The sequence below is a fragment of the Pseudomonas reactans genome (genome assembly GCF_013385825.1).
GTDB classification, from domain to species: domain Bacteria; phylum Pseudomonadota; class Gammaproteobacteria; order Pseudomonadales; family Pseudomonadaceae; genus Aquipseudomonas; species Aquipseudomonas reactans.
Map to the genome: position 1 here is coordinate 132365 of NZ_JACAPG010000006.1, position 23171 is coordinate 155535.

At 60.9% G+C, this 23171-nt stretch carries 21 protein-coding genes and 1 tRNA gene; 14 read left to right on the forward strand and 8 right to left on the reverse strand.

Going from position 1 to position 23171, the window contains the following annotated elements; genetic code table 11:
- Positions 1–12 precede the first annotated feature (12 nt).
- Entirely contained in the window at positions 13–228 is a 216-nt protein-coding gene (locus HX868_RS06755; protein ID WP_003171680.1) for a hypothetical protein, read from the forward strand.
- On the opposite strand, the gene yacG is transcribed toward HX868_RS06755, so the two are convergent.
- Genes yacG through HX868_RS06775 form a run of 4 tightly spaced genes read right to left on the reverse strand, consistent with a single transcriptional unit; the run spans position 225 to position 3113 of the window.
- Entirely contained in the window at positions 225–425 is a 201-nt protein-coding gene (gene yacG / locus HX868_RS06760) for a DNA gyrase inhibitor YacG (RefSeq protein WP_003188437.1), read from the reverse strand. The genes HX868_RS06755 and yacG overlap by 4 nt on opposite strands.
- On the reverse strand, positions 422–1045 hold the full coding sequence (coaE, locus tag HX868_RS06765; protein WP_177002350.1) for a dephospho-CoA kinase: 624 nt from the start codon (positions 1043–1045) through the stop codon (positions 422–424). Before coaE ends, yacG begins: the two co-directional genes overlap by 4 nt.
- Positions 1042–1908, reverse strand: a complete 867-nt coding sequence (locus HX868_RS06770) for a prepilin peptidase (protein ID WP_177002351.1) — start codon at positions 1906–1908, stop codon at positions 1042–1044. The genes coaE and HX868_RS06770 overlap by 4 nt, the downstream gene beginning before the upstream one ends.
- Positions 1905–3113, reverse strand: a complete 1209-nt coding sequence (locus HX868_RS06775; protein ID WP_218168588.1) for a type II secretion system F family protein — start codon at positions 3111–3113, stop codon at positions 1905–1907. Before HX868_RS06775 ends, HX868_RS06770 begins: the two co-directional genes overlap by 4 nt.
- Positions 3114–3315: 202 nt before the next feature.
- On the opposite strand from HX868_RS06775, the gene HX868_RS06780 reads away from it, so the two are divergent.
- The 4 genes from HX868_RS06780 to HX868_RS06795 all read left to right on the forward strand — a co-directional run bounded on the left by HX868_RS06780 (position 3316) and on the right by HX868_RS06795 (position 5737).
- A complete protein-coding gene (locus tag HX868_RS06780; protein WP_177002533.1) occupies positions 3316–3729 on the forward strand; it encodes a pilin in 414 nt (137 codons plus the stop codon).
- A 35-nt stretch (positions 3730–3764) separates the two neighbouring features.
- Positions 3765–5165: an O-antigen ligase family protein gene (locus HX868_RS06785; protein WP_177002352.1), complete on the forward strand. Its 1401-nt coding sequence runs from the start codon at positions 3765–3767 to the stop codon at positions 5163–5165.
- A gap of 48 nt (positions 5166–5213) precedes the next feature.
- Positions 5214–5286: transfer RNA gene (locus HX868_RS06790), tRNA-Thr, on the forward strand.
- A gap of 145 nt (positions 5287–5431) precedes the next feature.
- Positions 5432–5737: a DUF6388 family protein gene (locus tag HX868_RS06795; protein ID WP_095014668.1), complete on the forward strand. Its 306-nt coding sequence runs from the start codon at positions 5432–5434 to the stop codon at positions 5735–5737.
- A 119-nt stretch (positions 5738–5856) separates the two neighbouring features.
- Here the strand turns inward: HX868_RS06795 and nadC are convergent, their stop codons facing one another.
- Positions 5857–6705 (reverse strand): carboxylating nicotinate-nucleotide diphosphorylase, encoded by an 849-nt coding sequence (nadC, locus tag HX868_RS06800; protein WP_177002353.1) that lies wholly within the window; start codon positions 6703–6705, stop codon positions 5857–5859.
- A 191-nt stretch (positions 6706–6896) separates the two neighbouring features.
- Between nadC and HX868_RS06805 the strand changes: the two genes are divergently transcribed.
- The 5 genes from HX868_RS06805 to HX868_RS06825 all read left to right on the forward strand — a co-directional run bounded on the left by HX868_RS06805 (position 6897) and on the right by HX868_RS06825 (position 13180).
- Positions 6897–9020: a DUF1631 domain-containing protein gene (locus HX868_RS06805; protein ID WP_177002354.1), complete on the forward strand. Its 2124-nt coding sequence runs from the start codon at positions 6897–6899 to the stop codon at positions 9018–9020.
- A gap of 61 nt (positions 9021–9081) precedes the next feature.
- Complete coding sequence (ampD, locus tag HX868_RS06810; RefSeq protein WP_177002355.1) at positions 9082–9645, forward strand: 1,6-anhydro-N-acetylmuramyl-L-alanine amidase AmpD; 564 nt, start codon at positions 9082–9084, stop codon at positions 9643–9645.
- Complete coding sequence (gene ampE / locus HX868_RS06815) at positions 9642–10478, forward strand: regulatory signaling modulator protein AmpE (RefSeq protein WP_095014672.1); 837 nt, start codon at positions 9642–9644, stop codon at positions 10476–10478. Before ampD ends, ampE begins: the two co-directional genes overlap by 4 nt.
- A 1439-nt stretch (positions 10479–11917) precedes the next feature.
- Positions 11918–12622, forward strand: a complete 705-nt coding sequence (locus HX868_RS31190; RefSeq protein WP_425504218.1) for a methyl-accepting chemotaxis protein — start codon at positions 11918–11920, stop codon at positions 12620–12622.
- Between the two features lie 126 nt (positions 12623–12748).
- The gene (locus tag HX868_RS06825) at positions 12749–13180 is read left to right on the forward strand and encodes a hypothetical protein (RefSeq protein WP_177002357.1); all 432 of its coding nucleotides are present in this window, start codon (positions 12749–12751) and stop codon (positions 13178–13180) included.
- Here the strand turns inward: HX868_RS06825 and HX868_RS06830 are convergent.
- Both HX868_RS06830 and cra read right to left on the reverse strand, forming a co-directional pair.
- Positions 13127–13903 (reverse strand): TatD family hydrolase, encoded by a 777-nt coding sequence (locus HX868_RS06830; protein WP_177002358.1) that lies wholly within the window; start codon positions 13901–13903, stop codon positions 13127–13129. The genes HX868_RS06825 and HX868_RS06830 overlap by 54 nt on opposite strands.
- Positions 13904–13905: 2 nt before the next feature.
- Positions 13906–14901: a catabolite repressor/activator gene (cra, locus tag HX868_RS06835; protein WP_177002359.1), complete on the reverse strand. Its 996-nt coding sequence runs from the start codon at positions 14899–14901 to the stop codon at positions 13906–13908.
- 293 nt (positions 14902–15194) lie between these two features.
- On the opposite strand from cra, the gene ptsP reads away from it, so the two are divergent.
- The 3 genes from ptsP to HX868_RS06850 are packed head-to-tail and all read left to right on the forward strand — an operon-like array spanning position 15195 to position 20692.
- Complete coding sequence (gene ptsP, locus HX868_RS06840; protein WP_177002360.1) at positions 15195–18053, forward strand: phosphoenolpyruvate--protein phosphotransferase; 2859 nt, start codon at positions 15195–15197, stop codon at positions 18051–18053.
- A complete protein-coding gene (pfkB, locus tag HX868_RS06845; protein WP_177002361.1) occupies positions 18054–18974 on the forward strand; it encodes a 1-phosphofructokinase in 921 nt (306 codons plus the stop codon).
- Positions 18975–18985: 11 nt separating this feature from the next.
- Positions 18986–20692 carry a PTS fructose-like transporter subunit IIB gene (locus HX868_RS06850; RefSeq protein WP_177002362.1) on the forward strand — a complete coding sequence of 569 codons (1707 nt, stop codon included), beginning with the start codon at positions 18986–18988 and terminating at the stop codon, positions 20690–20692.
- A 108-nt stretch (positions 20693–20800) separates the two neighbouring features.
- Here the strand turns inward: HX868_RS06850 and HX868_RS06855 are convergent, their stop codons facing one another.
- Positions 20801–21742, reverse strand: coding sequence for a LysR family transcriptional regulator (locus HX868_RS06855; protein ID WP_177002363.1), 942 nt, complete (start codon positions 21740–21742; stop codon positions 20801–20803).
- Positions 21743–22198: 456 nt separating this feature from the next.
- Here HX868_RS06855 and HX868_RS06860 point away from each other — a divergent pair, with 456 nt between their 5' ends.
- Positions 22199–23161: a proline dehydrogenase family protein gene (locus tag HX868_RS06860; RefSeq protein ID WP_177002364.1), complete on the forward strand. Its 963-nt coding sequence runs from the start codon at positions 22199–22201 to the stop codon at positions 23159–23161.
- The last annotated feature ends 10 nt before the right edge of the window (positions 23162–23171 follow it).

Below are 23171 nucleotides of genomic sequence, written 5' to 3' on the forward strand. Positions count from 1 at the left end.
GGAGCACGGATCATGAGTGTGTACGAGTGGGCACGGCAGGAGTTGCGCAGAAGCCAGGATGCGGCACAGGAAATCGGTTTTGACCCAGGCCTGACCCTGCGCGCCATGCTCAGCGCAGTAGTGCAGCAGAGCAAGGGTGTACGCAGTTTTGAAGACCTGGCCGACGAGCTGCAATACCTTGCAGAAAACCTCGACGACCAGCAGGAATACGCCTTTATGCGCCCTTAGTGGCGCGGCGGCAGGTCTTCGGAAAACAGCTCGTCTTCGGCATCCGGGGCCACGGGGATCTTGTGTTCCTCAGCGGCCCAGGCGCCCAGGTCGATGAGTTTGCAGCGGTCCGAGCAGAACGGCCGGTTGAGGTTGGTCGCTTTCCATTCCACGGGGGCGCCGCAGGTTGGGCAGTCGACGGTCAAGGGTTGGCTCATGATCGGCCTCCACGCAAAGTAAGGTAAAAGTGGTGCAGTCGCTCGACCTCGCTGTGCAGCCAGGCGAGGTCCTGGTCATTGACCAGGACGTCATCGGCATGTTTCAGGCGGTCTTCACGGCTGGACTGCGCCTTGAGAATCGCCTGCACCTGCTGTTCGTTGATGCCGTCGCGCTGCAGGGTACGCTGAATCTGCAGCGATTGCGGCACGTCGATCACCAGGATGCGCTGGGTCATGCTGTACTGGCCGGACTCGATCAGCAGTGGCGACACCAGAATCGCGTAAGGTGACGTCGCGCGCGCCAGGTGGCTGCGGATCTCTTCGCCAATCAACGGATGCAGCAGGGCTTCGAGCCAGCGGCGTTCTTCGGGGACTTCAAAGATCAGCTTGCGCAAGGCGGCGCGATCCAGCTGGCCGTCAGCTTGCAGCACGCCGGCACCAAAGTGCTCAGCGATGCGCGCCAATGCCGGACGGCCAGGCTCGACCACCCAGCGGGCGGCGTGATCGGCGTCCACCAAATCGATACCCAGGTCGATAAAGTGCTGCGCCGCCGCGCTTTTGCCGCTGCCGATACCGCCGGTGAGGCCGAGAATCCATGGAGTTGCAACAGAAGTGGTCATCTGAAACCGACAGACTGCAAATAGAAGTCGGTTATTTGACCACCCCAGAGCAATGCAATCCAGCCGGCAATTGCCAGATACGGACCAAACGGCATCGGTGCCGACGCTTGGGCCTTGCGCAGGCGCATCAGGATCAAGCCAACGAACACACCGACCAACGACGACATCAACAGCGTCATCGGCAGGATCTGCCAGCCGCCCCAGGCACCGAGCAGTGCAAGTAACTTGAAATCGCCGTGGCCCATACCGTCCTTGCCGGTAACCAGCTTGAACAGCCAGAACACGCTCCACAAACTCATGTACCCGATCACTGCGCCCCACAGGGCGTCGGGCAATGTCGTCAGCAGGCCGAACCCGTTGACGATCAGCCCCAGCCACAGCAGCGGCATCACCAGTACATCCGGTAACAGTTGATGGTCGGCGTCGATCAGGCTCATCGCCAACAAACCCCAGCTTAATACCAACACTGCCCCAGCCTGCCAACCAAAGCCGAAGTGCCACGCCACCCAGGCCGAGATCAGTCCACACGTCAGTTCAGTGAGCGGATAACGAGGGCTGATTGCCCCTTTGCAATGGGCGCAACGACCGCGCAGAAACAAGTAGCTGAGCAGTGGGATATTTTCCCACGGGCGTATCGGATGGTCGCAGTGCGGGCAGCAGGAATTGGGGTGCATCAGGTTGTAGGTCGGCCCTGCGGGATCAGCGGGTAGATCGAGCACTTCATGGGCCTGGGCGCGCCATTCCCGTTCGAGCATTTTCGGCAGGCGCCATACCAGCACGTTGAGGAAACTGCCGATGATCAGCCCCAGTACACCCGCCATCACGACAAAAGCCCATGGATGCTCAACCAGTAACAGGCTCAAAACGCGCTCCCCAGCTGGAAGACCGGCAAGTACATGGCGATTACCAGCGCACCGACAATGCTCCCCAGGATCACCATGATCAGCGGCTCCATCAGGTTGGTGAGGTTGTCGACCAGGTTATCCACGTCGGCCTCGTAATGGTTGGCGACCTTTTCCAGCATGCGGTCCAGGGTGCCTGACTCCTCGCCGATGGCTGTCATCTGGATTGCCATACGCGGAAACAGGCCGCTGGCGAGCATGGATTGATTCAATGCCATGCCGGTGGATACGTCGTGTCGCATATGCTCGATTGCCTGTTTGAACGGCCCTGAACCGACGGCGCCGGCCACTGAATCCAGTGCCTGAACCAATGGAACGCCCGCGGCAAAGGTCGTGGACAGTGTGCGGGCGTAGCGGGCCACAGCCGATTTTGTCAGCAGTTTGCCTGCGAGTGGGGTTTTCAACAAACCGGCGTCCAGCCAGAGCCGAAAGGCAGGGACGGCGCGATAGGCGTGGCGCAAGCCCATGCCTCCCGCGAGAACGCCAAGCGCTACGATCCACCAGGCCTTCTGCATGAATTCTGACAGGGCGATCACCTGCAAGGTAAAACCGGGCAGCGTGCCGTCGACGCCGGCAAACAGGTTCTGGAACTGCGGTACGACGTGGATCAGCAGCACGCCGGTGACAAGGCTGGCCACCAACAATACGGCGATCGGATAGGTCATGGCCTTTTTGATCCTGACCCTTAGCTGCTCACTCTTTTCCCGGTGGATCGCCACGCGCTCCAGCAGGGTTTCCAGTGCGCCGGCCTGTTCGCCGGCGGCCACCAGGTTGCAAAACAGCTCATCGAAACAGTGCGGCTTTTTGCGCAAGGCGTCTGCCAGGCTGGAGCCTGAGGCAATCGCTTGTTTCAGTCCTTGCAACAGCTCACGCACAGCGCGGTTGTCGAAGCCTTCGCCGATGATGTCGAAGGCTTGCAGCAGGGGAATCCCGGCCTTCAGCAGCGTCGCCAGTTGGCGAGTGAACAGGGTGATATCCGTCGATTTGATCGACGGTTTGAGTCCCAGCAGAATGGGGGCTTTCCTGCGCACGTGTCCTGGGCTGATGCCCTGTTGGCGCAACTGGGCCCTGACCCAGGCAAGATTATGCCCCGTGGTTTGCCCGCAGACCCTGCGTCCTTTGCGATTGATGCCTTCCCAGGCGTACAGCGTTAAAGCGTCGTCCATGTCACCGTTCCGCACAGAGGTCGTCGAAGATTTATAGCTTAGTCAGGTGACGGATTCGGGCTGGCAGGTGCAGCAGGATAAAATGTCAGAATGTGCGACTTGTACGCGATTGAGCGCCTGCGCATGAGTACACTGGCGCCGCTGCACAACACGGGGCGCAGGACGCGCCTTGTCATGAGTTCTATCCTGGAGAGTGAATGTGATACGTCAAAAAGGTTTTACCCTGATCGAGTTGTTGATCGTCGTGGCAATCATCGGCATTTTGGCCACCATCGGCCTGCCCATGTACACCACCCACCAGGCCAAGGCCAAATTCACCGCCGGCCTGGCTGAAATCACCGCGTTGAAGCCAGGGTATGAAGACACCCTCAACCAGGGCACGGTCCCTACGCTGGCATTGATCGGTGGCACCAGCCCGACGGCCAACTGCAAGATTGACGTGGCTGGGGACGTTGCCACGGGCGCGGGCTCGATCAGTTGCGAAATACTTGATGCGCCGGCACCGGTGCTGGGCAAGACCATCAGCCTGACGCGCAATGCCACCACCGGTTGGAAATGCACCACCACCGCTGACGCAAAATATGTCGCCAAAGGCTGCGGCGCTGACGGCGCTTAACTGCTAAACCCTCCACAGGGACGTTGAGGTGGCCGATGGCGTTATCCGTAGAGCAGCGTGGCAATATTTTCCTAGTGGCAGTGATGTGCCTGCTGGTTGTCGGGATTTGTGCTCCCTTCAGTGGGCATGATCTGCAGCGGGTGATGCAGATCGCTATCGGCGCTTGCGCGGTGCTGTATGGCTTTTCGATCGCTCGCGTTGAACGGCTGGTGGACCGGCCCACAGCCCTGGGCCTGACGCTGATCATTGGGTTGGGCCTGGTGTCGTCAATGCGGGCACACCAGCCGCTGTGGGCTCTTTCCGAAGTGGCATCGTTCGTCAGCTGCGGCGCGATTGCGGTGGCCTTCGCCTTGGCGCGTCGCCAGGGCGGTCAGTTTTTAGACCGCGCCTTGGTCCTGTTCGTGGTGCTGCTGTGCCTGATCAAATCGATTCAATACACCTACGCAGGGGTCCTGGCGCTCATCGGCGCAGAGCGGGTGCTTGACCCTGACTTGCTGCTGTCCGGCTTTTCCAACAAGCGTTTCTACGGCCAGTTCCAGACATTCACCTTGCCGCTGCTGGCGCTGCCCTTGTTGAACCCGACGCTTTCCCGCTCAGTCAAGGCTGCGGTGTTCGCGCTGCTGTGCGCGTGGTGGCTGATCGCGATTGGGGGCGGCACGCGTGGTACTTGGCTTGGTATAGGCACGGCGGGTGTGGTGCTAGCGGTACTGGGGCCATGGGGCCGGCGCTGGCTAGCTTGGCAATTGGCCGCAATGCTGGTGGGGCTGTTGTTGTATTGGCTGGTGTTCAAGGTGTTGGCGGATTACCAGGGGATCGAAATCGCCAATGCCGCCAGCGATCGCCTCACAACCACGTTGTCGGGACGCGGTCCGATTTGGTGGCAGGCCTGGCATATGCTCGTCGAGCGTCCTTGGCTGGGGTTCGGGCCGATGCATTTCGCGGATATCGCCAACAGTATTGCCGCTCACCCTCATCAGGCGATCCTGCAATGGGCCAGTGAGTGGGGTGTGCCATCGGCGTTGTGCGTCGCCGTGTTGGCCTGGCGCGCAGGCTGGGCCACAGTCGGTGTACTGCGTGAGCGTGCGCTGAGCGCGGAGCCTGCGGACCTGTTGCGACTCTGCCTGTTTGCGGCCTTGGTCGGTGCGTTGGTGCAGTCCATGGTCGACGGCGTGATCGTGATGCCCAACTCCCAGGTCTGGCTGGCGTTGGTAGTGGGCTGGCTGATGGCGTTGCATGTCTGGCGAACCCCGCAAACCGGCCAATTGCCATTGGCCTGGGGCGCTTGGAAAGTCTTGGGGCTGCTGGCCGTTGGTCTGTTGATTGTTATCGCCGTGCGTGACGTGCCTCACATCGCGCGAGCCCAGCAACAGTACCTGGACAGCCATGCCAACATGCTGCAACCACGCTTTTGGGCTCAAGGCGTGATTGCCCGCTGACGGCGGCAAGTTGCCGGACTCCCGATGCGGTGCTAGCTTTAGCCCACCGCCCGTGTAGCTCAGCCGGTAGAGCAGCGCACTCGTAACGCGAAGGTCGCAGGTTCGACTCCTGTCTCGGGCAAAAAGGCAACATCGGCAGCACTGTTTTCAGTTGATCCCAGAATGGTTCTGAAGGCCAGACGAGCTGGCATTTGCGCCCGCTCTTTTGTATCTGCGCAACCTTGATGACCCAGATGCATCCCCATTCCTCGATCTAAGAGAACGACATGACCACGACTGAAATGACCCAGGAAGCTCGGCACGAAGAAGCACTCAAAAAATACCTTGAGGACACGCCGCAGCTTAAAGAAGAGATCAAGGACCTGAGCGCCGATGATCAGCGCGACCAGATCCAGTGGGCATTCGAGGACGAGGCCGAGAGCCAGGGCTACCAGCCTTGGGAGCTGACCCTCAAGTACACCTCGACACCGGAAGAGTTTGAAGCGGCACGACTGGCCTTGCACAAAGAGGCGGCCGAGGTGCTCGGTGTCGAATGGGAAGAGTATTGCGAGATGAATGACTTAGTGGTTTAGAAACTGTCTGTAGGAGCGAGCTTGCTCGCGAAAAACTCAAGGGCGCCGCGTGCCGTCAGCGTTCACGCGTTATCGTTAACGTTTTTCGCGAGCAAGCTCGCTCCTACAATTAAGGCCCTTCAGATACTAAGGCGCATCGACAAATCCACCGCCTTCACATCCTTGGTCATCGCACCAATCGAGATGTAATCCACCCCGGTCTCAGCGATGGGCAGCAGGGTGCTTTCATTGATCCCGCCACTGGCCTCCAGTTTCGCCTTGCCGCCGTTCAGGCGCACGGCTTCACGCATATCGTCCAGGCTCAGCTCATCGAGCATGATGATATCCGCGCCCGCCGCCAGGGCTTCGCGCAGCTCATCCAGGCTTTCCACTTCGATTTCCACTGGCTTGCCGGGCGCGATCTTGTGGGCGGCGGTGATCGCCTGAGCAATGCCGCCACAGGCCGCGATATGGTTTTCCTTGATCAGGAACGCGTCATACAAACCGATACGGTGGTTGTGGCAGCTGCCGCAGGTTACGGCGTACTTTTGCGCCAGGCGCAGCCCCGGCAAGGTTTTGCGGGTGTCCAGCAGCTTGACCTGGGTACTGGCGACAAAATCCGCCAAGGATTGCGCGCGTGTGGCGACCCCGGACAGCAACTGCAGGAAGTTCAGCGCGCAGCGTTCACCGCTGAGCAGCGAGCGTGCCGGGCCTTCAAGGTGGAACAGCACCTGGTTGGGGTTGACGCGCTCACCGTCGGCCACTTGCCAATGCACGGCGACCCGTGGGTCCAGCTGGCGGAACACTGCATCCACCCAGGCCGTACCGGCGATGACCGCGGCGTCACGGGTAATGATGGTCGCCGTGGCCAGCCGTTCGGCCGGGATCAACTGTGCAGTGATGTCGCCGCTGCCGATATCTTCCAGCAGTGCGCGGCGCACGTTGGCTTCGATTTCGGCGGTGAGGTCGGCAAGACGGAGATTCGGCATAACAGGCTCCACAGACAAAGTGCCCCGATTATAGGGGCACTGCGCGCTCGAACCCAGGCTCACCACTCATTTACCGCGCAAAGGCAGAGTTTGCTGGCGCAACCCCCCTCATTTGCCAGATAATCTCGCGCCTTGCAATTGGCGTCATAGCTTTGACGTTCAGACCAATACCGCCGTTTCAGGAGGCCAGGATGCACAATGACGGAAAGGTGGTGCCCTTCAACAAGGCGCCCGCCACGCCATCGCCGCTCGCCCGACTGCCGGTGGTGTTGCTGCAGGTCCGCGACAAGGCAGCACAACAGTTGCAGCAGGGGCTGCAGGATTTGTTCGATAACGCCGACGACACCTTGTTCGAAATGGCCGACAAGGCGCGCAACAACCTCGACCACCATATTTTCTTCGAGGCCATGCGCGACCTGCGCCTCAAGCGCAAGAATTTCGAGCGTGTGTTCATGGAGCGCCTGTTTGAAGCCTTCGCCAGCCTGGGTCAGGCAGGGCGCGGGGAATTGCAGTTGGTGCCGGTGGTTTCCTACGACGCAGCACCGGGCTCATCCAGGGATGACCTGGAAAAAGCCGTTGCGCTTGAGGCCATGCTGGGTCGGGTGCGGCACCGTGATGGCTTGGCCTTGGCGCAACTCACGGCTCGCTTGAGCGCGTTGCTCGGCAATCGCCTGGATGATCGTGAAAACCCACTGGGGCCTGCACTGCTGTGTGAGTTCTTCCTGCGGGCGGGGCGCAGCCTGGGCGTGGAGATTCGCGTCAAACTGATCATGCTCAAGTTGTTTGAAAAGTACGTGCTCAGTGACGCCGACCAACTGTACGGCGAAGCCAATCAATTGCTGGTCGCGACCGGTGTGTTGCCGGAGCTCAAAGCCGTACCGTCGCGGCGGCTTGAGGCGCCTGAGTCCCGCAAACTGCCGCGCGAAGAAACCTTGCCGCCTGTCGACGAAAATGGCCAGGAAGCCTTCGCCGCGCTCCAGCCGTTGCTCGCCGCGGTACGCGGTAGCGTGGCGCCGACCCTTGAAGCCAGCGCCGAACCCTTGCCCATTGCCACCCGTGACCTGCTGCGCTTGCTCTCCCATTTGCAGCAGTACGTGCCGGAGCCTGAGGTCGAGGATGATTTCGACCTGCGCAACCAGCTTGAGCAGTTGCTCACTCGCGTCAGCGTCAAGAGTGGCAAGTCGCGGGTGGTGGAGGAGGCGGACGAAGATGTGATCAACCTGATCGCGCTGCTGTTCGAATTCATCCTCAACGACCGCGCCGTGCCCGATGCCTTCAAGGCCTTGATCGGCCGTCTGCAGATCCCGATGCTGAAGGTGGCGGTGCTGGACAAGAGCCTCTTCAGTCGTGCCAGCCACCCGGCGCGACGCCTGCTCAATGAAATCGCGGCCGCGGCCATGGGCGGCAGCCAGCGCGACCACTTGTATCTGCGCATCGAGCAGGTGGTGCAGCGCTTACTCAACGAGTTTGTCGAAGATCCGGCGATTTTCTGCCAATTGCTCGCCGAGTTCAGTGCATTCACTGCCGATGAGCGGCGGCGCAGCGATTTGCTTGAACAACACACCCGCGATGCCGAAGCCGGGCGCGTGCGCACCGAAGCGGCCCGTCAGCGCGTGGCCGATGTGCTGAACAAGCGGTTGTTGGGCAAGACCCTGCCGCGCCCGGTTGTGCAGTTCCTGCAACAGGCCTGGAGCCAGGTACTGTTGCTGGCCAGCCTCAAGCATGGCGAGCAGTCGGTGCAGTGGCAGGCGGGGCTGCGCACCATGGACGAACTGATCTGGAGCGTCGGTCTGCAACAAGACACCGAAGCCGGGCGCCATTTGCTGGAGCAACTGCCGGGCTTGCTCAAGGCCTTGCGCGACGGATTGACCAGCGCCGCGTTCGACCCCTTCAGCACCCGCGAGTTTTTTGTGCGTTTGCAGGCCTTGCATGTGCAGGCACCTGAAGGTGTCGACGAGTGGATCGAAGTGCACGAACCCTTTGTGCTGACCTCGGCGTCACCTGACCCGGTCCGCGATCTGCCGGACAACGACCCCGACCGGATCAAGGCTCACCAACTCAAGATCGGTGGCTGGGTGGTGTTCGAGGAGGACGCGACCACTACGCTGCGCTGTCGGTTGACGGCAATCATGGCGCCGGCCGACACCTACATCTTCACCAGTCGCACGGGGCTCAAGGTGTTGGAGAAAAGCGCGGGCCAATTGGCATTGGCGTTCAAGCAGGGCACGCTGCACGCCTTGGACGGCGGCCCCTTGTTCGAGCGTGCCTTGACGGCCGTCGTGGGCAAGCTGCGACAACTCAATCGCGGCAAGTGATCGCAACCTGTGGGTCGAACGCGGCATACTGATCACACGTTGTCTCGTTCAAGGAACCTGTATGCAGTTGGACCCCACCAGCGGTTGGTGCAAGGGCATCCGTCATTGCCCTTCGCCCAACTTCAACGAGCGCCCCGCCGGCGAGATCTCACTGTTGGTGGTGCATAACATCAGCCTGCCACCGGCGCAGTTCGCCACCGGCAAAGTGCAGGAATTCTTCCAGAACCGCCTGGATGTCACGGAACATCCCTACTTTGAAGGGATCGCTGACCTACGGGTGTCTGCGCATTTTCTGATTGAACGTGATGGTGCGGTGACGCAGTTTGTGTCCTGTCTTGATCGCGCCTGGCATGCCGGGATCTCGCAATTCGAGGGGCGGGACACCTGCAATGACTTTTCCTTGGGGGTGGAGCTTGAAGGCACGGATGACCAGCCGTTCACTGACGCCCAATATGCGTCATTGAGCGACCTGGCCCGCCAGTTACTGGCGGCTTACCCCGACATTACGCCCCAGCGTATCTGTGGTCACAGCGATATCGCCCCGGGTCGCAAGACCGATCCCGGCCCGGCTTTTGATTGGACGCGCTTTCGCAGCGCCCTGCAGGATGGAGGACACGCACGATGAGTTTCCTGGTGTTGGTGCTGGCCGTATGGATCGAGAAGTTCTCGGCCCTGCGCCAGCGGTTGCAGCGTGATGGCGGTTGGCTGCGTGAACTGGCCAAGCTGGAATCGAGCCCGCGCATGGGCAAGCAGCCCTGGCTGATCCTGGCATTGCTGGTGTTGTTGCCGGTGGCATTGTTGGCGTTGCTGCTGCTGGTGTTGGAACCGGTGGCTTACGGGCTGTTGGCACTGCCGGTGCACCTGCTGGTGGTGATCTACAGCCTGGGCCGTGGTGATCTGCTTGCCGGGCTCGGCCCCTTCCGCGATGCCTGGCGACGTGGCGATCTGCAAGCCGCCGAACATGTGGCTGAGCGTGACCTGAACCTGAGCGCCGACAGTGGCGAACAACTGCTCGAACGCGTCCAGGGTCATCTGTTGTGGCAGGCCTACCAGAGCTTTTTTGCGGTGATTTTCTGGTACTTCCTGTTGGGTCCGGTGGCTGCGCTGGCTTATCGCCTGCTCGCACTGGCCAGTGACCACAGCAAGAACCCTTTGGTGGCTGAGCGGGCCGGGCAACTGCGCCATGCCTTTGACTGGCTGCCGGTGCGTCTGCTGGCGGCCAGCTTTGCCCTGGTGGGCAACTTCGTCGCCGTTGGCCGTGTGATGCTGCATGAACTGCTGAGTTGGGACATCAGCGCTGCCCAGTTGGTGGAGAAAGTCGGCCTGGTCGCCGCCGAAATCCCGCCACCGGCGGTCGGTCCCGACGGCATCAACAGCCTGGACCGACTCTGGGAACTGCTGCTGCGCGCAGCGGTGCTGTGGTATGCCGGGTTTGCCATCTGGACGGTATTGCCCTGACGGCTGATCTCATTAACCTTAAGTTACAAAACTCCCTTTCAAATTGAGCTATACAGATGCTGGCTAACTGCCGCCCTGCGCCTCAATAAAAATAAAAGAAAGGGAGTTCACCTGTGAAGAGCTTGCTCTATCCCGCCGTCGCGCTGATGAATCGCCTGAGCTTCGGCATGAAGTTCAGCTTGATCAGCGTGTTGTTCCTGCTGCCGATGCTGGCGACCAACTATTACCTGGTGCGTGACTCGTGGCGTGAATTCCAGGGCACCCGCGTCGAACTGCAAAGCCTCGACTTGCTTGGCAGCAGTCTGGCGCTGCGCCGCGATCTGGAAACCCTCAACAACCAAGTGCAGATCAACGCCACGCTGGGCCAGTCCGGCAAGGCGGGCGACCTTGAGGGCAAGATCAGCGCCTTGGAACAAAGCGTGTTGAGTCGCCTGCAAAGCCTCAACGCCATGACGACCGAGCCCGAGCAAATTGCCGCGTTTGACGCCAAGCGCGACGAGTTGATCACCGCCTTCAAGGCCCAGCAACAGGAAACCTCGTTGCTGAGCAAAAGTGCGTTGATCGGCAAATTGCTCAATAAGGCCCAGATGCTCAGCCAGATCATCGCCAGCCAATCCGGCTTAAGCCGCGACTCCCAAAGCGATCTGCGCCAACTCAGTGAGCTGATCACCAGCGTGACCCCGCAAGTCACCCAGACCCTGGGCGAAGGCCGGGCGATGGGCGCCTATTCTCTGGGTCAAGGCTTTCTCAATTCGTCGTCCAGCACACGCTTTGACGAACTGTTGCAGCAACTGGAAAAACTCCAGGCCGAGTATGGCTTGAAATTGCAGGACGCTCTGGGCTCCAGCAAAGCCGCGCATACGGCCCTCGACAGCCTGGCCAAGGCCAGCAGCGCCAGCCTCAAGCAAGGCAGCGAGTTGTTTGAAGAACAGGTAGTGATGGCCGAAACCCTCGACGCATCCTGGCAGGATTTCTACGACGGTGTCAGCCGGTTGATGGCCCAGACCTACCAGTTGGATGACGCCACGTTGACCTTTCTCGGACAGCAGTTGGAACAACGTCTGGCACAGAACCGCACACACATGGTGGTGCTGGTCTCGGCGCTGAGCGCGGTGTTCCTGTTGATTTTCTATTTGTACGCAGGCTTCTACGCCTCCACGCGCACCACGCTGAGGCGCCTGGGCGCGATGATGGATAAGGTGGCGGCCGGGGACATGACCGTCACTTTTGTTGCGCATAGCCGCGATGAGCTGGGTGACCTGGGCCAGGTATTCAACGGCACCGTAGCGAAGATCCATGACTTGATCGAGCGCGTCGGGCATACCGTCAGTCAAGTCGAGCTGCAGGCCGGACAGGTGGAGACGGTGTCGGCCCAGAGTAATCAGGCCGTATCCGGGCAGCGTACCCAGATCGAACAGGTGGCGACCGCGATGAACCAGATGTCGTCTACTGCGCAGGAAGTTGCGCGCAGCGCGGCGGCGGCAGTGAGCAGTGCCCATAGCGTCAACGATGAAACCGTCAGCGGCCGTGGCCTGGTGCAGTCGCAGCAGGGCAGCATTGCGCGGCTCGCCACGGAGATCGATCAGTCGGTGCGGGTGATCAACCAACTGGCCACCGACAGCCAGTCCATCAGCAGCGTGTTGGAAGTGATCAAGAGCATTGCCGAACAAACCAACCTTCTAGCACTCAACGCGGCTATCGAAGCCGCGCGTGCTGGCGAGCAAGGGCGAGGGTTTGCGGTGGTGGCCGATGAGGTGCGCACCCTGGCACGACGCACCCAGCATTCCACCGAAGAAATCGAACAGATGATCAGCCGCTTGCACAGTGGTGTGGCGGCTGCCGTGAAGGCCATGGGCACCAGCCATGAAATGGCCAGTGGCACCGTGGGGCAGTCGGAAAAGGTCCAGCAGGCCCTGGAAAACATCCTCGGTGCCGTCGGCATGATCGTCGATCAGAACCAGCAGATCGCCGCCGCTGTGGAGCAACAAACCGCCGTCGCCCACGATATCGACCAGAACATTGTTGAAATCAATCGGGCTGGCGAGCATGCCGCTGAGGGCACGCATCAGACCGAAGCGGCGAGTCGACAGCTGTCGCTGCAGGTGATTGAGCTGAAACAATTGATCGGCGCGTTTCGGGTGTGAGAGCCGGGCGTAGGATTTATCGCCTTGTGGTGTGGCGCTTGTCCTGATTTTTCTGCGTCTCTTTTCTGGAGTCGTGAATCGGTGAAAATTGTTTCACTCGATTTCAAGTTCAGGGGAGGCACAGCGATGACCGCTGCGATCGGCATCAAAGGGCACTGCGCCCATTGTGATATCACCTTTAACCTCAAGCCTTGGCAACTGAATGCCATCGCCATCGAAGAGCCGTTCGATTGCCCTTACTGCCAGTGGATCTTGCAGTTGAACTGCCCTCGGCAGTTGCGCCAGTTCAGGTCCCTGGACCAGTGGGCGCTGGTGCGCCCGAGCATGGCGGTATTGACCTGCACGGTGCTGATCGTGGCGCTGGTGGTGGAGTGGGTGGGGCTGATCAGTGTGATCGGCCAATTCAACATCTCGTTGGTGGTGCTGCTGGTGCATTTCCTGGTGTTGCGATACGCCCGTTACCGCCAGCGCATGACGTTGAATCTACAATTGGTCACACCCGCGCTACCAGTTGAACAGCTCGCGCGCATTGCGTGTGCTCGCCTCAGCCAGCAATAAAGCGCTGGTACCCATGCGCTCGGCCAGCGCGGTGCAGATAGACGGCAGGTGTTCGGGGCTGTTGCGTTGGCCGGGATACATGGCGGGCGCCATATCCGGTGAGTCGGTTTCCAATACCACCGCATCCAACGGCAGGTGGGCCAGCACCTTGTGCATGCGCAGGGCCTGAGGCCAGGTGGCGGCGCCGCCCAAGCCCAGTTTGAAGCCGAGCTTGATGTATTCGCGGGCTTCTTCGCGGCTGCCGGCAAATGCATGGATGATGCCGCCACGGGGCAGGCGAATGCGCTTGAGGGTGGCGATCACGGCCGCGTGGCTGCGACGCACGTGCAGCAGTGCTGGTAGTTGGAAGTCCACCGCCAGTTTCAGTTGCGCTTCAAACAGGCTTTGCTGGCGTTCGCGGTCCAGTTGTTCGAGGAAGTAATCCAGGCCGATTTCGCCCACAGCGCACAGTTGTCGGTGGCCGTGCAGGCGAGTCAGCCAGTCGCCCAGTTCCGTCAGGTCGGCGGGGCGGTGGTCATCGAGGTACACCGGATGCAGGCCAAAGGCAGCGAACAAGCCTTCATCCGCTTGCACCAGGTCCCACAACCGCTGCCAATTCTGCTGATACACCCCCAACACCACCATGCGTTGCACGCCCAAGGCTCGGCTGTGGGCGAGGACTGCCCGGCGATCACTGTCGAAGTCCGGAAAGTCCAAGTGGGTGTGGGTGTCGATCAACTCCACGCTCAGGCCTCGCGAATACGCTGCTTGAACGTCCGGCCGATGGCATGCACGCCGGGTTGGTATTGTTCTTCTTCAACCGCGGCCAGGGCCAGGCGCAAGGCGGTCTCGGCAATCAGTTGATGTTGCTGGGCCATGGCGTTGACCGGCAGCGGCAGGAAATCCAGCAACTGGGTATCACCAAAGGTGCCCAGGCGCAGCGGCCGTGATTTGAGCGGGAAGTCATGCAGGGCGTCGAACACGCCTTGCAGCAGCACGTAGGACGTGGTCACCAGCGCGTCAGGCAAATGCCCCAGTTGCTGTAGAAGTTGCTCCATCAACTGTCGGCCGCAATCGCGGCTGAAGGCTTCACCGTGTTCGACGATCACCTCGCCGGTGAAACCTTCGAGTGCCTCGCGGAAGCCGGCGGCACGTTCCTGGCTGATGCTCAGCTCGGGCCGTGCGCCGATCAGCACGATCTGCTTGGGCAGCGGCTGCAACAGGCTGCTGGTCAATTGCTGGCACGCCTGGCGGTCGTCGCTGACCACCGAGCAAAATTGATCCGCGCCCATCACCCGGTCGATGGCAATCACCGGCAAACCCTTGGCCTGCAGTTCGCGGTAACTGTCATCGCTGGCCGGCAAGCAACTGGCGACAAACAGCGCATCACAGCGCCGGGCACGGAACAGTTGCAACAGTTGGCGTTCGCTGTCGGCCTCATCGTCGGAGCTGGCGATCAGCAGTTGATAGCCGCGCGCCCGCGCACCTTGTTCCAGCAGCTTGGCGATGCGCGCATAACTGGGGTTTTCCAGGTCGGGCAGGATAAAGCCCAAGGTGCGCGTGTGCCGACTGCGCAGCCCGGCGGCCTGGGGGTTGGGGGTAAAACCATGGGCTTCGACCACGGCACGCACCCGTTCGACGGTGGCACTGCTGATGCGTTGCTGTTCAGCCTTGCCATTGATGACGTAGCTGGCGGTGGTCACGGACACACCGGCGAGACGGGCGATATCACTGAGTTTCAAACCGGGATTTCCTTGTTTTCTGGAGCTTGCCCCGACATTTTCTCCAATCGTAACCGATTCCTGTACACGACCAATGTCCTGGCTCAAGCGCCGAGTGGTTCTTCAAGGATGCGCAATTAACGCGTAGTCTTCCATAAGATCTAGATTAAACGTTTCAGCCAGCGTATTTTTACGACGTTCGCGACGGAGTGGCTACTGCCAATTGACTGCTCAGTCAGTAATTCTTGAACACCCTTTACACTGTTTGTTTAAAACAATACCTAGTGCGCCACCGCACTAACTAGGAGAACGGCATGCTTGAGCTCACTGTAGAGCAGATTTCCATGGGCCAAGTGGCTGTGGACAAATCTGCTGCCTTGCACCTGCTCGCTGAAAAACTGGTGGCCGATGGCCTGGTCGCCGAGGGTTACCTCAGCGGTTTGCAAGCCCGTGAAGCCCAAGGCTCGACCTTCCTTGGCCAAGGTATCGCCATCCCCCACGGCACCCCCGAAACCCGCGACCAAGTGTTCTCCACTGGTGTGCGCCTGCTGCAGTTCCCCGAAGGGGTGGACTGGGGCGACGGCCAGATCGTGTACCTGGCCATCGGCATCGCTGCCAAATCCGACGAACACCTGCGCTTGTTGCAATTGCTCACCCGCGCCCTCGGCGAAACCGACCTGGGCCAGGCCCTGCGCCGTGCCGGCAGCGCTGAAGCGCTGTTGAAACTGCTGCAAGGTGCGCCGCAGGAACTGGCGCTGGACGCGCAGATGATCAGCCTGGGGGTGTCCGCCGACGATTTCGAAGAGCTGGTATGGCGCGGCGCACGCCTGTTACGTCAGGCCGATTGTGTGAGCAATGGTTTCGCCGCCGTGTTGCAGCAGGTGGATGCGCTGCCCCTCGGCGATGGCCTGTGGTGGTTGCACAGCGAGCAGACCGTCAAGCGCCCAGGGCTGGCGTTTGTCACCCCGGACAAACCCATGCGTTACCTCGGCCAGCCGCTCAACGGCCTGTTCTGCCTGGCCAGCCTGGGCGAAGCCCATCAGACGTTGCTCGAGCGCCTATGTGCCTTGCTGATCGAAGGCCGCGGCCAGGAACTCGGCCGCGCCACCAGCAGCCGCGCCGTGCTTGAAGTGCTCGGCGGTGAATTGCCTCCAGATTGGCCCACTGCGCGCATCACCCTGGCCAACGCCCACGGCCTGCATGCACGCCCAGCGAAGATCCTTGCGCAGTTGGCGAAAAGTTTCGAAGGCGACCTCCGCGTGCGTATCGTCGATGGCCCGGTCGGCGCCGTGTCGGTGAAAAGCCTGAGTAAACTGCTGAGCCTCGGCGCACGACGCGGCCAGGTGCTGGAGTTTGTCGCCGAGCCGACCATTGCCGGCGACGCACTGCCCGCACTGTTGGCGGCAGTGGAAGAAGGCCTGGGTGAAGAGGTCGAGCCGCTGCCGACCGCGAGCGTCCAGCCTGAAGTCGTCGATATCGAGCCGGTGCTCAGCGCGCCCCTGGCCGGCAGCCAGATCCAGGCCATCGCCGCCGCGCCGGGCATTGCCATCGGCCCTGCGCATATCCAGGTTCAGCAGGTCTTCGATTACCCACTGCGCGGCGAATCTTCCGCCATCGAGCGCCAGCGCCTGCACAGCGCCTTGGGTGATGTGCGTCGTGATATCCAGGGCCTGATCGAACGCAACCCGTCCAAGGCGATCCGCGAGATTTTCATCACCCACCAGGAAATGCTCGACGACCCGGAACTCACCGACGAAGTCGACACCCGCCTCAAGCAAGGCGAAAGCGCTGAAGCGGCGTGGATGAGTGTGATCGAGGCGGCCGCCAAGCAACAGGAGTCGTTGCAGGATGCCTTGCTCGCCGAGCGTGCCGCCGACCTGCGCGATATTGGTCGCCGCGTGCTGGCGCAACTGTGTGGCCTCGAAACCGCCCAGGAGCCGAGCGAACCTTACATTCTGGTGATGGACGAAGTCGGTCCGTCCGATGTGGCGCGCCTGGACCCGGCGCGCGTCGCCGGCATCCTCACCGCCCGTGGCGGCGCGACGGCCCACAGCGCCATTGTCGCCCGTGCGCTGGGTATTCCGGCGTTGGTCGGTGCCGGCGCGTCGGTGTTGCTGCTGGCCGCCGGTACGCCGTTGTTGCTGGATGGCCAGCGCGGCCGCCTGCATGTAGACGCCGACGCCGCTACCCTGCAACGCGCAACGGTCGAGCGCGACACCCGCGAACAACGCCTGCAAGCCGCCTCGGCGCAGCGCCATGAACCGGCCCTGACCCGCGACGGGCACGCCGTGGAAGTGTTCGCCAACATCGGCGAAAGCGCCGGGGTTGCCAGCGCGGTGGAACAGGGCGCCGAAGGCATTGGCTTGCTGCGCACCGAACTGATTTTCATGGCCCACCCGCAAGCGCCGGACGAGGCCACCCAGGAAGCCGAATACCGCCGCGTCCTCGATGGCCTCGCCGGTCGCCCGCTGGTGGTGCGCACCCTCGATGTGGGGGGCGACAAACCGCTGCCGTACTGGCCGATCGCCCAAGAGGAAAACCCATTCCTTGGTGTGCGCGGCATTCGTCTGACCTTGCAGCGCCCGCAGATCATGGAAGCGCAACTGCGGGCGCTGCTGCGCTCGGCGGACAATCGCCCGCTGCGCATCATGTTCCCCATGGTCGGCAGTGTTGACGAATGGCGCGCAGCCCGCGACATGACCGAGCGGCTGCGCCTGGAAATCCCGGTGGCGGACCTGCAACTGGGCATCATGATCGAAGTGCCGTCGGCGGCATTGCTCGCGCCGGTCTTGGCCAAGGAAGTGGACTTCTTCAGCGTCGGCACTAACGACCTGACCCAGTACACCCTGGCCATCGACCGTGGCCACCCGACCCTGTCCGCCCAGGCCGATGGCCTGCACCCGGCGGTGTTGCAACTGATCGACATCACCGTGCGCGCCGCCCATGCCCATGGCAAATGGGTCGGCGTGTGCGGCGAGCTGGCGGCGGATCCGTTGGCGGTGCCAGTGCTGGTCGGCCTGGGTGTCGATGAGCTGAGCGTGTCGGCTCGCAGCATTCCCGAAGTGAAGGCGCGCGTGCGCGAATTCAGTCTTAGCGAGGCCCAGGGCCTGGCGCAACAAGCACTGGCGGTGGGCTCGCCCGCCGAAGTGCGAGCCCTAGTGGAGGCCGTGTAGATGGCAAGGATTCTGACCCTGACGCTGAACCCGGCGTTGGACCTGACGGTACGCCTGGCGCGCCTGGAACCGGGTGAAGTCAACCGCAGCGAAACCCTGCTGACCCATGCTGCCGGCAAGGGTGTGAATGTGGCGCAGGTGCTGGCCGACCTGGGCCATCAGGTGAGCGTGGGTGGGTTTCTCGGTGAGGAAAACCCCCAGGCGTTCGACGCGCTGATTGCCCGTCGTGGGTTTGGCGATGCATTTATTCGCGTGGCGGGTGAAACACGCAGCAACATCAAGATTGCCGAGCAGGATGGCCGGGTCACTGACATCAATGCGCCTGGGCCGCTGGTGAGTGAAGCGGCGCAAGAAGAACTGCTCAAGATGATCGCGATGATCGGTCCCGAATTCGATGCGGTGGTAGTGGCTGGCAGCCTGCCGCGCGGCGTCAGCCCGCAGTGGTTTCAGAAAATGCTCGAACAACTGAAAAACCTTGGTTTGAAAGTCGCCCTGGACACCAGCGGCGACGCATTGCGCGCCGGGTTGAAAGCTGGCCCGTGGCTGGTCAAACCCAATACCGAAGAACTGGCCGACGCCTTGGGTAATGCCCCGGATGCCATCATCCAACTGCATCAACAAGGTGTGGAACATGTCGTGGTCTCTGACGGCGCAGCGGGCGTGAGCTGGTACAGCCCAGGCACATCGCTGCACGCCACACCGCCCAAGGTCGCGGTTGCCAGCACCGTCGGCGCCGGCGACTCGCTGTTGGCTGGGATGCTCCACGGTCTGCTCAGCAGCGATACACCGGAGCAAACCCTGCGCCGAGCCACGGCAATTGCCGCGATGGCGGTGACGCAGATCGGTTTCGGCATCAGTGACCACGCGCAGCTGGCGCACCTCGAAAGCGGCGTACACGTGCGCGCGCTGACAGAACAATAAGAGGGTTTGTGATGAAGTTAGCCATTGTTACCGCCTGCCCGAACGGCATGGTCACCAGTGTGCTGTGCGCCCGCTTGTTGGACGCCGCCGCGCAGCGCCAAGGCTGGAGCACCAGCGTTGAAGTGGTGGATGTGCAGCGCCCGGAACGCCAGTTGTCCCAGGCCACGATCGACGACGCCGAATGGGTGTTGTTGGTCAGCAGCACCCCGGTGGATATGCAGCGGTTTGTCGGCAAGCGCGTGTTCCAGAGCACGCCGGCCCAGGCGCTGGCGGATGTCGACGCCGTGTTGCGTCGCGGCGCAGAAGAGGCGCAGGTGTATGTCGCTTCGCCGCAGGCGGCCAAGAATGCACCCCGTATCGTCGCCATTACGGCCTGCCCGACTGGGGTTGCCCATACCTTCATGGCCGCCGAAGCCTTGCAGCAGACCGCCAAGCGGCTGGGCTACGACTTGCAGGTCGAGACTCAAGGCTCGGTCGGCGCACGGACGCCCTTGAGCCCGCAGGCCATTGCCGACGCCGATGTGGTGTTGTTGGCGGCGGATATCGAAGTCGCCACCGAGCGCTTTGCCGGCAAGAAGATCTACCGCTGCGGCACTGGTATTGCCCTCAAGCAGTCCGAAGCCACCCTTAATAAGGCGCTGGCTGAAGGTGCGGTGGAAAACGCCGCCAGCGGTGCGGTGGCCAAGAAAGAAAAGACCGGCGTGTACAAACACCTGTTGACCGGTGTGTCGTTCATGTTGCCGATGGTGGTGGCGGGCGGGCTATTGATCGCCTTGTCGTTCGTGTTTGGCATCCATGCCTTTGAACAGGAAGGCACCTTGGCGGCTGCACTGAAAACCGTGGGTGACCGTGCCTTCATGTTGATGGTGCCGTTGCTGGCGGGCTACATCGCCTACTCGATTGCCGACCGGCCCGGCATCGCGCCCGGAATGATTGGCGGCTTGTTGGCCGGGACGCTGGGCGCGGGTTTTATCGGTGGCATCTTCGCCGGTTTCCTGGCCGGCTATTGCGTCAAGCTGATCACGCGTGCGGTGAAGTTGCCGCAGAGCCTGGAGGCGCTCAAGCCGATCCTGATCATCCCGTTGCTGGCGAGCCTGTTTACCGGCCTGGCGATGATCTACCTGGTGGGGCCGCCGGTCGCGCGCCTGCTTACTGGGCTGACCGACTTCCTCAGCACTATGGGCACCACCAACGCGGTGCTGTTGGGGATTCTGTTGGGCGGCATGATGTGTGTCGACCTGGGTGGGCCGATCAACAAGGCGGCGTATGCGTTTTCCGTCGGCTTGCTGGCGGCCTCCAGTGGCGCGCCGATGGCTGCCACCATGGCCGCCGGCATGGTGCCACCGATTGGCATGGGCATCGCCACGTTTCTGGCTCGTCGCAAATTCGCCCAGACTGAGCGCGAGGCCGGCAAAGCGGCGATGATCCTCGGCATGTGCTTTATCTCGGAAGGCGCGATTCCGTTTGCCGCCAAAGACCCGTTGCGCGTCATCCCGGCCAGCATTGCCGGTGGTGCGTTGACCGGCGCGCTGTCGATGTACTTCGGCTGCAAACTGGCGGCGCCCCACGGCGGCCTGTTTGTGCTGGTCATTCCGAATGCGATGAACCATGCATTGCTGTATTTGCTGGCGATTGTTGCCGGCAGCCTGTTGACGGGGTTGGTCTACGCGCTGATCAAGCGCCCGGAAGCCGTCGAACTGGCGGTCGCGCCGACCTGATCGCTTGTATCAGCAGTGGGGGCACGGCACTGTGGCAGTGCCCGGGTTGTCGCGGTTGTACATCGGCATGCAAAGGCGGCCTTGGGGTCGCTTGGTTTCTCAAGGGGGTCATGTTCGTCTAAGCCCCCCTAAGATGCCGCCTGCTGGCGTCAGGCTTGCCGTCAATGCGTCCAGCAAGGCACTGACCTTTGGCAGCGTTTGGCGGCTTTTGACCCAGGCAAGATTGATCGGAATGCCCTCGGTTGCCAGGTGGGGCAACACTTCTACCAAGGTTCCGTCTTCCAACTGCTGATTAATCAGCCACGATGGCAATTGTGCGATACCACTGCCCGCCAATACCGCCATCAACAAGCCTTCGCCATTACCGATCACCAGCCGGGCAGCCACCGGTTGGCGTTTTATGGCGCCCGGATGCTCGCCTGCGAAACTCCACGGGGTGATATTGCCATCCACCCAGCCATAGGCGATGCAGTGGTGATGCTCCAGATCCTGCTCCGTGAGCGGCGTGCCGTGCTTGGCCAAATAGCTGGGCGATGCGCAGAAGGTATGCCACTCACTGGCCAGGTAACGATGCGCCACTCTTTCGGGCCAGACATCGGCGCCGCCGATGCGCACCACCACATCCACGCCTTCTTGGAATGGGTCGATCAACCCGTCGGAGAACGTGATGTGCGGTATCAGCAACGGGTGATCCTGCATGAACCGCAGGAGCGTCGGGAGCACTTGTGCACGACCGAACGCGCCTGGAAGGTCGATTCGAATCCGTCCACGCGGCTCGATATTGTCGACTTGCAGTGACAACTCTGCCTCTTCGAGGTCTGCGAGCACACCGGTGCAGGTGCGATAGAACGCGATCCCGGCATCGGTCAACGAAAGGCGTCGGGTCGTGCGTTGAAAAAGCCGCGTGCCCAATCGGCTCTCCAGCCTGGCGACACTTTTACTGATGGCGGAGCCTGTCAAATTCATTCTCTCGGCCGCGGCCTTGAAGCTGCCGGTCTCCGAGACGCAGACGAACACATCAATCCCTTTCAAGCGCTCTGAGGAAAACATACGAACCCTGTATCCATGAATTTAGTTCCACCTATCTGGTAAAAAAGATCATAAATCAGAACGTGGCACGGCGGTAAGCTAGACGCACGAATACCTGTCAGTGATTCGCTACTCGCAATGTCATAAAAATGGCCTATTGATTGACGAGACAAGGATGCTGGTCACTTTTAAAATAAATCTGACGACGATAAGTGCTCTTTCCCGGCACTTCGTATATCGACCCTGTTATGGGCAATCGCTGCATCTCCTGTTTATGGAGCGGCGTTGCTTTGAGTCCCCGAGCATTCTCATGCAGGTGGAATAGGGCAAAAAACACCTTTCAGGTTATGAGTGGCATTTCCTTGTCCAGGGCACTATTGCGCGCGTGAAATGGGTCGCCGAGTTTTTAATAAAACACCTGTGCTGTTTTATAGATGAGTTGTGGTTGCACAAACTATTGTCTGCAAGGAGGAAGAAATGCTTTCCAAGGAAGTTTATACACTGGCCTGTGCAGGGTTGAAAAAGTTGGCACTCAACCAGGCCTGTCGCGATGCGTTTGATAAAAATTCATTGTTTTTCAAATTGTTCGAACACGCTGCCCATCGTTACATTGTCGCGTCGGATGCGCAGGCATTGAGCGGTAAGCTGCAGGCGCTAGCGGCAAAAGGCTACCAACTGGGTGTTGAATATGTCGGTGAAGAAAATCATGACCCAAACGTTGTACAAGACTTTGTCAACGAGTACCTGAGAGCCATTAAAACGTTTGCCCGCGCTGGTTTAAAACCACAGTTGGGGTTTGATTTAAGTGCGGTGGGGCTGCTTGTTTCCCAGGAAACCGCCTATCACAACGCAGCCACTATCCTGTCGGCGGCGGCGGAGCACGATATCCCCGTCATGATCAGCATGGAGCACTCTTCGGCCGTTGATAAGATTCTGGAAGTGTACGCCGAACTTGCCCCCGCCCATCACAATGTCGGTATTACCGTGCAAGCGCACTTGCATAGAACTGTCGAAGACTTGCCGCGCATCATCAGCTATGGACGTAAAGTCAGATTGGTCAAAGGGGTTTACAACGAGGTACCCGACATTGCGCTGCCTCGTGGTGAGGAACTGGATAAACGCTACCTGTCGTTACTTGATGACTTGCTGGCCGCCAACGTGGCTGTGAGTTGTGCAACGCAAGACCCCAACTTGATCAAGCGTCTTTTAGACGGTGGTTATCAATTGAAGATCGAGGAGCTGGAGATGCTCCACGGCGTACAACCGGACGTGTTGCGCAGTGCCAGGGAGGCGGGCCTGACCTGCCGGATTGCCGCAGTTTACGGCGATAGCTGGTACCTGCATTTCCTGCACCGCCTGGCGGAGTCGCCGGACAACGTCCTTCAGGCACTTGCCGACTTCTACGACCCCTCGCGTATCACGTTCGGCGCTGGTTACTAAAGGAGCAGTC